The 13470-nt window shown below is 74.7% G+C and carries 11 protein-coding genes and 1 riboswitch; of the genes, 4 read left to right on the top strand and 7 right to left on the bottom strand.

The window, feature by feature from the left end; translation table 11 throughout:
- Positions 1-109 precede the first annotated feature (109 nt).
- From J0910_RS09820 to J0910_RS09810, 3 genes are all read right to left on the bottom strand, one after another.
- Positions 110-304 carry a hypothetical protein gene (locus J0910_RS09820; RefSeq protein ID WP_420158215.1) on the bottom strand — a complete coding sequence of 65 codons (195 nt, stop codon included), beginning with the start codon at positions 302-304 and terminating at the stop codon, positions 110-112.
- A 140-nt stretch (positions 305-444) separates the two neighbouring features.
- Positions 445-1047, bottom strand: a complete 603-nt coding sequence (gene cobO / locus J0910_RS09815) for a cob(I)yrinic acid a,c-diamide adenosyltransferase (RefSeq protein WP_420158214.1) — start codon at positions 1045-1047, stop codon at positions 445-447.
- A 50-nt stretch (positions 1048-1097) separates the two neighbouring features.
- Positions 1098-3167, bottom strand: a complete 2070-nt coding sequence (locus J0910_RS09810; RefSeq protein WP_420158213.1) for a putative cobaltochelatase — start codon at positions 3165-3167, stop codon at positions 1098-1100.
- 55 nt (positions 3168-3222) lie between these two features.
- A riboswitch (cobalamin riboswitch) is annotated at positions 3223-3351 on the bottom strand.
- A 143-nt stretch (positions 3352-3494) separates the two neighbouring features.
- Between J0910_RS09810 and J0910_RS09805 the strand changes: the two genes are divergently transcribed.
- Both J0910_RS09805 and J0910_RS09800 read left to right on the top strand, forming a co-directional pair.
- Positions 3495-3794 (top strand): hypothetical protein, encoded by a 300-nt coding sequence (locus tag J0910_RS09805; protein ID WP_420158212.1) that lies wholly within the window; start codon positions 3495-3497, stop codon positions 3792-3794.
- A 69-nt stretch (positions 3795-3863) separates the two neighbouring features.
- Positions 3864-4883, top strand: a complete 1020-nt coding sequence (locus J0910_RS09800; protein ID WP_420158211.1) for an LLM class F420-dependent oxidoreductase — start codon at positions 3864-3866, stop codon at positions 4881-4883.
- Between the two features lie 43 nt (positions 4884-4926).
- Here the strand turns inward: J0910_RS09800 and J0910_RS09795 are convergent, their stop codons facing one another.
- A complete protein-coding gene (locus J0910_RS09795; protein WP_420161935.1) occupies positions 4927-5205 on the bottom strand; it encodes a DUF6504 family protein in 279 nt (92 codons plus the stop codon).
- A gap of 168 nt (positions 5206-5373) precedes the next feature.
- Here J0910_RS09795 and J0910_RS09790 point away from each other — a divergent pair, with 168 nt between their 5' ends.
- Together J0910_RS09790 and J0910_RS09785 are read left to right on the top strand one after the other, a co-directional pair.
- On the top strand, positions 5374-7530 hold the full coding sequence (locus tag J0910_RS09790) for a serine/threonine-protein kinase (RefSeq protein ID WP_420158210.1): 2157 nt from the start codon (positions 5374-5376) through the stop codon (positions 7528-7530).
- 70 nt (positions 7531-7600) lie between these two features.
- Positions 7601-8581: a quinone oxidoreductase family protein gene (locus J0910_RS09785; RefSeq protein ID WP_420158209.1), complete on the top strand. Its 981-nt coding sequence runs from the start codon at positions 7601-7603 to the stop codon at positions 8579-8581.
- Positions 8582-8626: 45 nt separating this feature from the next.
- Here the strand turns inward: J0910_RS09785 and J0910_RS09780 are convergent, their stop codons facing one another.
- The 3 genes from J0910_RS09780 to J0910_RS09770 all read right to left on the bottom strand — a co-directional run bounded on the left by J0910_RS09780 (position 8627) and on the right by J0910_RS09770 (position 13262).
- Positions 8627-9718 carry an SPFH domain-containing protein gene (locus tag J0910_RS09780; protein WP_420158208.1) on the bottom strand — a complete coding sequence of 364 codons (1092 nt, stop codon included), beginning with the start codon at positions 9716-9718 and terminating at the stop codon, positions 8627-8629.
- Positions 9719-9777: 59 nt separating this feature from the next.
- Positions 9778-10218: an NfeD family protein gene (locus tag J0910_RS09775; protein WP_420158207.1), complete on the bottom strand. Its 441-nt coding sequence runs from the start codon at positions 10216-10218 to the stop codon at positions 9778-9780.
- A 185-nt stretch (positions 10219-10403) separates the two neighbouring features.
- Positions 10404-13262 (bottom strand): penicillin acylase family protein, encoded by a 2859-nt coding sequence (locus J0910_RS09770; RefSeq protein ID WP_420158206.1) that lies wholly within the window; start codon positions 13260-13262, stop codon positions 10404-10406.
- Positions 13263-13470 lie beyond the last annotated feature (208 nt).

The following is a 13470-nucleotide window of genomic DNA, read 5'->3' as shown; positions in this document are numbered from 1 at the left end:
GGCCCCTCCGCGCACCGCCGTACCCCCTGATCGGGAAGAACCCTTCGGACGGGGTCCGGGAAGTGCTTCCCGGACCCCGCTCCGCCCCCGCCTGCGCGGGCCGGCCCGATCAGCGGTCCCGGTCCGCCTCGGCGGCGCTCCCCGTCTGGACGACGATTCCGCCGCCGACGTTCCCGATGACGATGTTCCGAACGCTCCCGCCCGGTTTCCCGCCGTCGGCGCTCCCGATCTGGATGATCTGTCCGGTGACGTCTCCGGTGACGATGTTCTCCACGGCGACGTCCTCACCATCGTCACCGTTCACGGCATTTGTGGTGTTTTCAGAATTTTCACTCATGCCGCACAGATTAGCGCCGCGGAAAGGGGATCACTGATATTCCGGACACGCCTTCGGATGGCCGACCGGGTCTCACGTTCCCCGTTTCCCTTTTCCCTCCGGCGGGCTCACCACTCGATACCGCGCTGGCCCTTCTGGCCGGTGTCCATCGGGTGGCGGACCTTGGTCATCTCGGTGACCAGATCGGCGGCGTCCAGGAGGTCGGGGTGGGCGTCGCGGCCGGTGATGATGACGTGCTGGGCCCCGGGGCGGTCGCGGAGGGTCCGCACGACGTCGGCGACGTCGATCCAGCCCCATTTCATCGGGTAGGTGAACTCGTCCAGGACGTACAGCCGGTAGGTCTCCGCGGCGAGGTCGCGCTTGATCTGGTTCCAGCCCTCGGCGGCGTCCGCGGCGTGGTCGGACTCGGTGCCGGGGCGCTGGATCCAGGACCAGCCCTCGCCCATCTTGTTCCAGGTGACCCGGCCGCCCTCGCCGGACTCGCCGAGGACGCGGAGCGCCTTCTCCTCTCCGATCCGCCATTTCGCCGACTTGACGAACTGGAAGACGCCGATGTCCCAGCCCTGGGCCCAGCCGCGGGTGGCCAGGCCGAAGGCGGCGGTGGACTTGCCCTTGCCCGCGCCGGTGTGCACCACCAGCAGCGGGCGGTTGCGGCGCTGGCGGGTGGTCAGCCCGTCGTCGGGGACGTAGGCGGGTTTGCCCTGAGGCATCTGTCTCGCTTCTCCTCGGTCCGTGGTTCGGGTGGGGCGGCCGCGCCGGGTCAGGCGGCGCCGCGGGTGGTCCGGGCGCCGCGGACCAGGCCGGTCAGCGCTTCGGCGCCGAGTTCCTCCAGCCGGACCCGGGTGGCGCCGAGCGCGGAGGCCAGCCGGTCCGCCAGGCCCAGGCGGACCGGGCCGGACTCGCAGTCGACGACAACGCACTCCACGTCCTGGGCGCCGATCCAGGCCCCCGCGCGCAGCGCCTCGTCCACGCCGCCGTGCGTGGCGCGGCCGTCGGTGACGACCACCAGCAGCGGGCGGCGGCGCGGATCGCGCAGCCGCTCGACGCGGAGCACGCCGGCGCTGCGCAGCAGGCCCGCCGCCAGCGGGGTGCGGCCCCCCGTGCGCAGCTCGCGCAGCCGGCGCGCCCCGGCCTCAACCGACGAGGTGGGCGGCAGGTCCAGCCGCGCCTCGCGGCCGCGGAAGGTCACCAGGCCGATCTTGTCCCGGCGCTGGTAGGCGTCGAGCAGCAGGCTGAGCACCGCCCCCTTGACCGCGCGCATCCGCTGCCGGGCCGCCATCGACCCGGAGGCGTCCACGCAGAACAGCACGAGGTTGCCCTCGCGCCCCTCGCGCACCGCCTCGCGCAGGTCTCCGCGGCGCAGCACCAGGCCCCGGCCGTCCCGGCCGCGGGCGCGCTGGTGCGGGGCGGCGGCGCGCAGCGTCGCCGCCAGGTGCACCTGGCCGGGGCGCTCGCCCGGGGCGCGCGCCCCCGAGGTGCGGCCGAACGGGGTCTGCGCGCGAGACCTCCGGCCGGGCGCGCCCGCGCCGATCCCCTTGACGCTGAACAGGCGGGGACGGAAGGTCTCCCCCGCCTCCGAGGTCCGCTCTCCCCCGGCGCCGCCGGCGGGGCGGCCGTCGGCCCCTTCGCCGGGGCCGCCCTCCCCGGCGGAGGGCGCGGGGCCCGGGGCCGGGTCGTCCGCCCCGGCGCCGGGACCGCTGTCGGGGGCGCCGGCTCCCCCGTCCGGCGCGCCGCCGTCGCCGCCGCCTCCATCACCGCCGCCGGGGCTCCCCGGGCCGTCCGGGTCGTCCTCAGGGCCTTCCGGGTCCTCCCCGCCCGCCTGGGAGAGGGCCTCGGAGAGGCGGTCCTCGTCGAGGTCGGGGGCGTCGAAGGGGTCGCGGCGGCGCCGGTGCGGCAGGGCGAGCCGGGCCGCGTCGCGGACGTCCTCGGCGGTGACCTCGGTCCGGTCCCGCCAGGCGGCCAGCGCCATCGCGGTGCGCGCGGTGACGATGTCGGCGCGCAGCCCGTCCACCTCGAAGGCGGCGCAGACCGCGGTGACCTGGCGCAGCGCCGCGTCGGTGAGGACCACACCGGGCAGCCGCTTGCGGGCCGCCAGGATGTGCCCGGCCAGCTCCCGCTCACCGGTGGCGTGGCGGACCGCGAACGCCTCGGGGTCGGTCTCGAACTCCAGCCGGCGGCGGACCACCTCGGCCCGCTGCTCGGGGTCGCGGGTCGCGGCGACCTCCACGGTGAGCCCGAACCGGTCCAGCAGCTGCGGGCGGAGCTCGCCCTCCTCCGGGTTCATGGTGCCGACCAGGAGGAACCGGGCGGCGTGCCGGACCGAGACGCCCTCCCGCTCGACGTGCGAGGTGCCCATCGCCGCGGCGTCCAGCATCAGGTCGACCAGGTGGTCGTGGAGCAGGTTGACCTCGTCGACGTAGAGCACTCCGCGGTGCGCCGCGGCGAGCAGGCCGGGCTCGAAGGCCTTGACGCCCTCGGTGAGCGCGCGCTCGATGTCCAGCGAACCGACCAGGCGGTCCTCGCTGGCTCCGACCGGGAGCTCCACCAGCCGGGCCGGGCGGCGCTCGGGGACGGCGCCGGCGGGGTGCGGGCCGTCCGGGCACTCGGGGTCCGGGGCGGCGGGGTCGCAGCCGAAGCGGCAGCCGGCCACCGCGTCCAGCTCGGGCAGGAGTGCGGCCAGGGCCCGCACGACGGTCGATTTCGCGGTGCCCTTCTCGCCCCGCACCAGCACCCCGCCGACGGCCGGCGAGACGGCGTTGACGAGGAGAGCGAGTTTGAGGTCGTCCATGCCGACGACCGCGGTGAAGGGATAGCGAGCGTTAGCGCCCACGCAGGTCAGTCCTTCCTTGGGAGTCCACGCCCATGGGTTCGGTCTCGGTGCCGCGCAGTGTCCTGGCTCCCGGATCCGTGCTCCCCCGCCGCCTTCCCGCCGCTCTCCGCGGCAGTGGCGGGTGTCGCGGGCTCGCTCCCCGGTCACAGTGGCGGGTCCGCCCCGGTCTCGCACCGGGTTCCTGCCGTCCGCACCGCCCCCCAGATTCTCATACCGGCGCGGACCGGCCGATTCCGGCCGCCGGTCACCGGGGAGGGGCCTCGTGGGCCGCGCACCCCCGGGCGTACATTCATCCCTGCGAGCTCCCCCGATCAGGAAAGACCCCCCATGAGCCTCTTCCCCGTACTCTTCATCGCGCTGGCGGTGGTGATGATCGTTCTGGTGATCGTCGGCGTCTTGATGGACGCGCGGTCATCGCGGCGGCCGACCGGGCGGCCGCGGCGCACCCGGTACGGCGGCGACGGAGGAGGCGGCGCCTACACCGCCGGCGACGACCGGTCGGACCGCGGCGGTGCGTCCGGCGGCGACGGCGGCGGGTGGGGCGGCCTGTTCGGCGGCGACGGAGGCGGAGGCGACGGGGGCAGCGGGGGCGGCGGAGGCGACGGGGGTGGCGGCGGCGGAGACTGACCGGCCCTTCCGCCGGACTGAAACGCGTTCTACCATGCGCGGCAGGCCCGCACACCGAGGGGAGCCGCCATGGCGACGGACATGCGGATCGGCCTGGCCCTGGGCTACTGGGGCGCCGGAGCCGACGACGCGACCGAGGCGGTCCGCGCGGCGGAAGCGCTCGGCTACGACTCGGTGTGGACCGCAGAGGCCTACGGCTCCGACGCCTTCACCCCGCTGACCTGGTACGGGGCCCGGACCGAGCGGATCGGGCTGGGCACCGCCATCGCGCAGATCTCGGCGCGCACCCCGGTGGCCACCGCCATGCACGCGCTCACCCTGGACCACCTGTCCGGCGGGCGGCTGCGGCTGGGCATCGGGGTGTCCGGGCCGCAGGTGGTGGAGGGGTGGTACGGCCGCCCGTTCCCGCGCCCGCTGCAGCGCACCCGGGAGTACCTGGACATCATGCGGCAGGTGTGGCGCAGGGAGGCCCCCGTGGCCAGCGCCGGCCCGCACTACCCGCTGCCGCTGCCCGGCGGCTCCGGGCTGGGCCGGCCGCTGAAGTCGATCACCCGGCCGCTCCGCCCGGACATCCCGGTCTACCTGGGCGCGGAGGGGCCGCGGAACGTGGCGCTGGCCGCGGAGGCCGCCGACGGCTGGGTGCCGATGTTCTACCACCCCGGGATCAGCCCGGGGCTGTACGCCGACGCGCTGGCCGGCGCCCCCGAGGGGTTCGACATCGCCTGCACGGTGAGCGTGCTGCACGCCCGGGACACCGCCGCCGCGCTGCGCGCCGCCAAGGCCCCGATCGCCTTCTACATCGGCGGCATGGGGGCCCGGAGCAGCAACTTCCACCTCGACGTGTTCGTCCGGATGGGGTTCGAGGAGGAGGCGCACAAGGTCCAGGAGCTCTTCCTCGCCGGGCGCCGGGCCGAGGCGGTCGAGGCGGTGCCGGACGAGCTCGCCGACGGCCTCACCCTGGCCGGCCCGCTCCCCCGGATCGCCGAGCGGCTGGCCGCCTGGCGCGCCTCCCCGGTCGGCACGCTGCTGGTGGCGGGGGTGCGCGACGAGCCCACCCTGCGCGCCCTGCGGGACATGGTGCTCGGCTGAGCGCGGCGGGGCCCCGCCGCGCGCCCGCCCGGTGCCCGCACCCTCACTCCACCACCCGGGCCAGGGTCCACTCGTCGCCCAGGGACTCGTAGCGGAGCTCGAAGACCCCGGGGGCGCGGTCCGATCCCGCCTCGACCCGCCAGTGGCGGCGCTGCGGGACGCCGCGGCCGCCCGCGGCCGCGGCGTGGTCGGCCCGGAGCGTCACCCAGTGGTCGATCACCCGGCGCACCGCGTAGACCCGCCCGTTCCAGGTGAAGCGCACCGGTCTGCCGCCCTCCTCGACGACATCGATCCGGACACCGTACACAGCGGACACCGCCATCCTCCTCACGTACCTGTACACGACGACGGGCAGGCCTGCGGGGAAGGGCAGGCGTTCGAACACGTGTTCCCATGGTAGCGGACCGTGGCCGATCCCGGATGCCGGGCCGGGCGCCTCATCGGTACTCTGTGACGGCGAATCGCGCGATCCACGAAGGACTTCGACACTGTGACGTCAAACGGGCACGACAGCGCCAGACCCCTCCGCACCGGCGACCCCCGCGAGCTCGGCGACTACCGGATCATCGGCCGGCTGGGCCGGGGCGGCATGGGCACGGTCTACCTCGCGCAGAACCCCTCGGGGCAGAAGGTCGCGGTGAAGCTGATCCACCCCGACCTCGCCGACGACGAGGCCTTCCGGCGCCGCTTCGCCCGGGAGGTCTCCTCCGCCCGCAGTGTCGCCCGGTTCTCCACCGCCGGAGTGCTCGACGCCCGCCTGGAGGGCGAGCCGCTCTTCATCGTCTCCGAATACGTCTCCGGCCCCAACCTGGCCGAGGCCATCGACGCCGACGGACCGATGGCCGGCGGCACCCTGGACGGCCTGGCCATGGGGGTCGCCGCGGCGCTCACCGCGATCCACGGCGCCGGCGTCATCCACCGCGACCTCAAGCCCGCCAACGTGCTGCTCTCCACGGTCGGCCCCAAGGTGATCGACTTCGGCATCGCGCGGGCCATGGAGGACGACGGCGCGGTGACCCGCTCCAGCCAGCTCATGGGCACCCCGGCCTACCTCGCCCCGGAGCTGATCGAGGGCAAGGACATCACCCCGGCCTCCGACATCTTCTCCTGGGGCTGCCTGGTCGCCTTCGCCGGCACCGGCCGGACCCCGTTCGACGGGCCCTCGGTCCCGGCGGTGCTGCACCAGATCGCCTCGATGGCGCCGAACCTGGAGGGGCTGGACCCCTCGCTCAAGGAGCTGGTCGAGCGGGCGCTGGACAAGGACCCGGCCGGCCGGCCCACCGCCCAGCAGCTGCTCAACCGGCTGGTCGGGCAGGAGAACCCGAGCGACTCGGTGGTGGACCGGACCGTGGTCCGCTCCTGGACGCCGCCGTCCACCCCGCGGCCGGTGGGGACCGCGGCGGCGCTGCCGCCCCCGCCCGGCGAGGGCGGCACTCCGGCCGCCGGCACCCCGGGGGCCACCACCGACCTGGGCTCGGTGCCGACCGCCGCCATGGGGGCCGAGCCCGCCGCGGCGGTCCCGCCGCAGGAGTCGCCGGGCGCCCCGCCCACCCGCCCCTACGCCCCGCCGCAGGGCCAGGTGCCGTCCGGCCCGCAGCCGGGCGGCTACGGCGTCCCCGCGCAGCAGCCCGGACCGTACGGCCCGATGGGCGGCCCGCAGCCCGGCCACGGCCCCGGCCTCCCCCCGTCCGGTCCGCAGCCGGGCTTCGCCCCGGGCCGCCCCTCGCCCCCGTACGGGCAGCCCGCGCAGTTCGGCGCCGGCCCCGGCGGGCCGGGGGGGCCGGACGGCCCCGGCGCGCCTCCCGGCCCGGTCCCGCCGGGCGCCCCCGGCGGGAAGAAGCGGCCGGGCCGGCGCACGCTGCTCATCGGCGGCGCCGCGGGCCTGGTCCTGGTGCTGGCCGGAGCGACCGCGCTCTACCTGACCGCCGACCCGGAGTTCCCCTCCGAGGCCGACGTGATCTACCAGGAGGACTTCGACAGCGGCGCCACGACGTGGACCGACGAGTACAGCCCGGAGTTCGAGGAGGACAGCGACTTCGGCCACATCGACAAGCAGTTCGCCGTCCGCGCCACCGAGGACGAGCCGTCCATGCAGGCCTGGGCCCCCTACAGCGGGGAGCGCCCGGTCCACCTGGGCATGAGCGTCGGCCTGAGCTGGCAGAGCGGACCGGACTACGCACAGGCCGGCATGTTCTGCTTCGGCTACGACGCCGCGGAGGACGACTACGAGGACGACTACCGCCAGTACGAGGTCCTGGTCCGCAAGGACGGCGGCGAGCTGCTCATCCGGCGCAACGACGGGACCGACGGGTCGGGGACGCTGTTCAAGACCTCCGAGGTGCCCGGCTTCGACACCGGGAAGGAGGCCGTCAACCGGCTCCAGGTCACCTGCGACCGCGACCTGCCCGACCCCGAGGCCGACCCGGAGGACGGCACGATCACCGTCCGCGCCTGGGTGAACGACGAGTACGTCGGCGAGGCCGAGGACACCACCCCCATCCTGGGGACCGGCGCCGGGGTGGCGGTTCAGCGCACCGGCGGGGGCAGCGGCGGCGACGCCATCGCCTACTACGACGACATCGAGTTCACCGAGACGGCGCCGTCCACCGAGGCGACGCCCTCCGAGTCGCCCTCCGACGACGAGTAGACCACCGCCGGGGAACGGGCCTCCGCACCGCCTTCCGGGCGGCCGGGGCCCGGCCGGGAAGGGAGACGGCATGCGCGCGATCACCATCGAGGAACCGGGCGGGCCGGAGGCGCTCCGGCTCACCGAGGCCGACCCGCCCGAGCCGGGCCCCGGCGAGGTCGCCGTGGACGTGGCGGCGGCCGGCGTCAACTTCATCGACATCTACCAGCGCAGCGGCCTGTACCCGATGCCGATGCCGCTGGTCCCCGGCGTGGAGGCGGCGGGCACCGTCGCCGCCCTCGGCGCGGGCGTCACCGGCCTGGCGGTGGGGCAGCCGGTCGGCTGGACCGGGGAGCCCGGCGGCTACGCCGAGCGGGCGGTGGTCCGCGCCGACCGGGTGGTGCCGGTCCCCGAGGGGGTCGGCGCCGAGCAGGCCGCGGCCGTGCTGCTGCAGGGCATGACCGCGCACTACCTGACGCACTCCACCTACCCGGTCCGCGAGGGCGACACGGTGCTGGTGCACGCCGCGGCCGGCGGCACCGGCCTGCTGCTGGTGCAGATGGCCAAGCTCCGCGGGGCCCGGGTGATCGGCACCGTCTCCACCCCGGCCAAGGAGGAGCTGGCCCGCGCGGCCGGGGCCGACGAGGTCGTCCGGTACGGCGAGCCGGGCGCCGACGTGGCGGCGGCGGTGCGCGGGATGACCGGCGGGGCCGGGGTGCCGGTGGTCTACGACGGGGTGGGCGCCTCGACCTTCGAGGCCAGCCTGGGCGCGCTGCGCCGGCGCGGCATGCTGGTGCTGTTCGGCCAGTCCAGCGGCCCGGTCCCGGCGTTCGACCCGCAGCGGCTGAACGGGGCGGGCGCGCTCTTCCTCACCCGGCCCTCGCTGGCGCACTACACCGCGGACCGCGCCGAGCTGCTGGACCGGGCCGCCGCCGTGTTCGGCATGGTCGGCCGGGGCGACCTGGACGTGCGCATCGGCGGCCGCTATCCGCTGGCCGAGGCGGCCCGCGCCCAGCAGGACCTCGCCTCCCGCCGCACCACCGGCAAGCTGGTGCTGCGCACCCGGGACTGACCCGGGCCCGGGGCCGCGCGGGCGCCCGCGCGGCCCCGGGCGGCGTCACTGCCCGGTGCGCCCCTGCTCGGGGACGGCTCCGCCGGCCGCCGCGGCCTCGGCCGCCTGGCGGGCGTTCTCCACCGCGGCGGCCGCGCTCTCCGCGGCCTGCTCGGCGGCGTCCCGCGCCCCGTCGTCGCCGGAGGTGAGCTCGGGGGTGCCGGTCCCCTCCAGCTCCCCGCCCTCGCCGCGGCCGTCGCCCTGGGAGGGCGGCCCCGCGGCCGACCCGCCGGACTCGCCGGAGAAGGCCTTGGTGACGTTCTGGATCGCCGAGGTGAGCTCGCCGGGGATCACCCAGAACGTGTTGCCCTCGCCGTTGGCCAGGTGCGGCAGGGTCTCCAGGTACTTGTAAGCGAGGAGCTTGGGGTCGGCGTCGTTCTGGTGCACCGCCCGGAAGACCCGCTCGACCGCCTGCGCCTCGCCGTCCGCGCGCAGGATGCGCGCCTGCTGGTCGCCCTGGGCCTCCAGGATGGCCTGCTGGCGGGCGCCCTCGGCGGTGAGGATGCGGGACTGCCGCTCGCCCTCGGCGTGCAGGACGACGGCGCGCTTGTCCCGCTCGGCCCGCATCTGCTTCTCCATCGCCTCCTTGATGGAGGGCGGCGGGTCGATCGCCTTGATCTCGACCCGGTTGGCGCGGATGCCCCACTTGCCGGTCGCCTCGTCCAGCACGCTGCGCAGCCGGGTGTTGATCTCCTCCCGGGAGGTGAGGGTCCGCTCCAGGTCCATGCCGCCGATGACGTTGCGCAGCGTGGTGACGGTGAGCTGGTCTATGGCCTGCAGGTAGTTGGCGACCTCGTAGGCGGCCGCCCGGGGGTCGGTGATCTGGTAGTAGAGCACCGTGTCGATGTTGACGACCAGGTTGTCCTCGGTGATGACCGGCTGGGGGCGGGAGGAGAACACCTGCTCGCGCAGGTCGTACTTGGTGTTGACCCGGTCCACGAACGGGATGATGAAGTTCAGTCCGGGCTGGAGGGTGCGCTGGTAGCGGCCGAAGCGCTCGATGTTGTAGGCGCGCGCCTGCGGAACGATCCGCACCGTGGAGACCACGAGGAGCACCACGAGGGCCGCCAGGACGATGAACAGGATTTCGGGTCCCATGGGTCTCTACCTGCCCTGTGAGTCGGGTCCGGGGGTCGGGCCGGGCGCCTGGCCTTCGGTCACGGCAGGGCCTCCCGGGGGTACACGACGGCGGTCGCCCCGTCGATCTCCATCACGTCCACGTGCGTCCCGGCGGGGATCACGTGGTCCTCGTCGAGGGCGCGCGCGGACCATTCCTCTCCGGAGAGCTTGATCAGCCCGTGGTCCCCGGTGACCTCCTCGATGACCAGGCCGGACTTGCCGACCAGGGCGGCGGTGCCGGAGGCCAGCAGCGGCGGCTGGCGCAGGTGGCGGCGGGCGATGGGGCGGACCACCAGCACGCCCGCGGCCGACGCGGTGACGAAGGCGATCACCTGGGCCGCGACCCCCATGCCGAGCGCCCCGACGACGGCGGCGACCAGTGCTGCGACCGCGAGCAGGCCGAGTGACAGGGTGAGGGTGAGGGCCTCGGCGATGCCGAGGGCGACGGCGGCGACGATCCAGAGGATCCACAGCGGCATGTACGTCCTCCCGTCCTGCGGGATACCCCTAAGGTACCCCGCGCCCTCGTCCGGCCACACGTCCTCCGGGCGGGTTATCGGCCCGGGTTCGCGGACGCCCGGAAAAGCGGGGGCCGGGCGCGGCGGGGACACCGCGCCCGGCCGGGACCGGTCCCGGTCCGGCGGCGGGCCGGACCGGGCCGGGGTCAGCCGCGCCCTCCCTCGAACTCGACGACCTGCTGGTAGGTGGGGCGGTTCTGCCAGGCGATCGGCCACATGTTGATCCCGCCGAGCGGCTGGTGCGCCACGGTGTCCGCGGCCAGCTGGTCGCCGCCCGGGTAGATCTCCTCGGCCGGGGTGGCGGCCGCGTCGGCGAGGGTGTCGACGAGCAGGGTGCGGCACTCGCCGGCGTCGCCGCCGCCGCAGTACCGCTCGCCCAGCGGCCCCTCGACCTTCTCGCCGAACACCGAGCGGAGGTCCTTGTCCACGTAGGACCACCAGCCGTACTGGTAGGCGGAGCCCTTGTGCCCGCCGCCGAACGGCGTCTCGCCCACCTGGACCGCGCGGGTCAGCTCTGTGTAGAGGCCCTCGCCCAGGCCCGGCTTGAACTGGGCGGAGACCAGCAGCGGCCACCAGGCGTCCATGATCCGGATCGCCTCGGCGTGCTCGTAGGAGCCGTCGTCGCGCTCGGCCTCCCGGCGCGGCGCGCCGGCCTCCTCCCAGGCGGTGAGGGCGGCCACCGCCCCGGCCACCTCCGGGTCGGAGGTGTCGGCGCCCTCCAGGGCGCGCAGCAGGACCGGGAGCACCTGCTCGCCGCGGAGGTCGGTGTGGCCGGCCTCCATCATCACCCGGGTCAGCGAGGACTTGGTGAAGTCGTGGCCCTCCTCGATGAGCGCGGAGACCCGGCCGTCGAGCAGGTCGCCCCGGTGCACCGGGCCGCTGCCCCAGCCGGCGGTGTAGCCGCGGCCGACCTTGTTGTTCCAGTTGACCAGGTAGTCCTGGCCGATGGTGTTGGGGTGCTGCTCGGGCGGGGTGTAGTCGGCCCCGTTGTCCCCGGGGCTCCAGCCCTTCCACCCGGCGTCGGAGTCGGCGGCGATCGGCAGGTTGGGGTCGGTGCCCTCGGTGCGGACCGGGTTGGCCCCGGAGTTCATGAAAGCGATCTCCTCGGCGTCGGCGTAGTGCCAGTTGAAGGCGTAGCCGATGTCGCTCGCGGCCTTCTGGAAGTCCTCGGCCGAGGTGATCGTCTCCGGCTCGTTGAACTGCTGGAAGCCGATGATCGAGTCGACCTCGCGCATGTAGGTGGAGCGGCGCTGGACGAAGGCGACCGGCTCGCCGTCCACCGTGGCGAACGATTCGACCAGGCCGAACTCCGAGCGCAGCGAGGTGAGCCGGTAGGAGCCGGCCGGCGTCTGGTCGGCCACCGTGGGCTCCCAGGCGTTCTCCACGGTCAGCTCCTCGAACCCGGTGCAGGAGCCGTCCCCGGCGACATAGCCGCGGGAGGAGGTGTCGGGGGCGGAGCCGTCCGGCTCGCACAGGTCGACGGCGAAGGTGTCGGTGATGTCCTGCCCGGCGGAGGTGGCGCTCCAGGCGTAGTCGGTGCCCCGCCCCATCTGCACGTAGAAGCTGGTGCCGGGGAAGGAGGCGCCGCGGGCGCTGATGCCGGGGCCCTGCAGCTCCTGGACCATGAGCAGCTGCGGGGAGAAGTAGCCGGTCTGCGGGCCCATGACGGCGACCGGTCGGCCGCTGGCGGTGTGCTCGCCGGAGACCAGCAGCGCATTGGACATGCCGCGCGGCTCGGCCAGGTCGGCGGGGAGGACGCCTTCGTTGAAGATGCCCTCGGCGGCCTCCAGGTCGCCCTCCTCGGCCTTGGCCTCCAGTTCCTCCTGCTTCTTCTCCGGGAGGTCGGAGACCTGCTCGCCGCCCTCGGAGGTGCTCTCCTCCGACGCGGCGGCCTGGGCGGAGGCGCCGCCGGCGGCCGACCCCTGCTCGTCGTGGACGATGTCGTAGGGCTCGACCGAGCCCTCGTCCGGCAGCGCCCGGCCGACCGGGTCCTCGGGGGTCCCGGAGTAGGGGAAGTCGCCGTCCACGGTCACCGTGGCCTCGGGGTCGTTCTCCATCCGCCAGTCCTGCCAGAGCTCGGCGCCCTTCTCCGCGCCGTACTGGTTCTGGAAGGCGAGCCTGATGACGGCGGACTGGACCTCGCCGCCGCCCCCGCCGCCGAACAGCGCGCCGACCATCGAGGCGATGCCGACGATGTCGGTGGGCTTGAAGTGCTCGATCTCGCCTTCCTGGGTGACCGCGTTCTTGTGCCCGGTCAGCACGTACTCGCCGGGGTAGTCGTTGCGGTCCTGCGAGGCGTCGATGTAGGCGTTGATGCCCTCGATGTAGGAGTCGACGTCGGCCAGCGCCTGGGCGCCGCGCTCACCGGAGGCGGCGACCCGGTCGATCTGGGCCTGCTTGTCCTCTTCGGTGTAGGGGGCGGTGCGCCACAGCATCTGCTCGAAGGAGCGGTTGCCCTCGGCGCCGCCGGCGAACGGGGTGAGCTCCCCCCGCCCCAGGTTGCGCAGCACGTCCATGAGGAAGAGCCGGTCCTCGGCGACGGCGTACCCGGCGCCGAACATGGTCCCCTCGCGGGTCTCGCCGTAGATGTGCGGCACTCCGTAGGAGTCGTCGCGGATGATGGTCACGTCTCCGCGCGGGCTGTACTCGCTGCCGACGTCGCCCTCGGCGACGCCGAACGAGGCGTCCATGAAGTAGGAGTCGAGTCCGGCGTCGTCCAGCCCCTCGTAGTCGTGGAGCAGGTTGTCGTACATGTCCAGCTGGTCGGAGGAGTGCGCCGGACGGGTGCCGAACATCTGGTTGCCCAGGATCTCGACCAGGGTGGCGTTGCCGTTCTGGCCGGGCGGGATGATGTCGTGGCAGCCGTTCTCGCCGCAGTGGTCCTCGACCGCGGCCATCAGGGCCGCGGCGTCCGGTCCGTCCGCTGCGGCCGCCGGGGCGGCGAGTGAGGTCGCGCAGATGACCGCCAGCGCGGCGGCGGTCCTGCGTCGAACGTGGTGTGCCATGGGGAGTCGCACCTCGATCGGCGGGGGATCACAGGGGTCGTGCACGACGCGTCGTCGGCAGATTACGCACGCCCGCGGCTTTCGCGAAAGACTTTCATGTTCCCTGTTTCGGCCCCCTCCCGCCCCCTCTCCCGGCCCCGGGGCCGGCCGCCGCCCGGGACCCGCGCCGCTACCAGCGGTAACACCGGCCGTCCCGCCGCTCCGGATG

Origin of the sequence: Nocardiopsis oceanisediminis, assembly GCF_048595525.1 — a bacterium.
Classification (GTDB): domain Bacteria; phylum Actinomycetota; class Actinomycetes; order Streptosporangiales; family Streptosporangiaceae; genus Nocardiopsis_A; species Nocardiopsis_A oceanisediminis.
The sequence above is the reverse complement of the archived record's forward strand: the minus strand, read 5'-3'. Positions and strand labels throughout refer to the sequence as shown.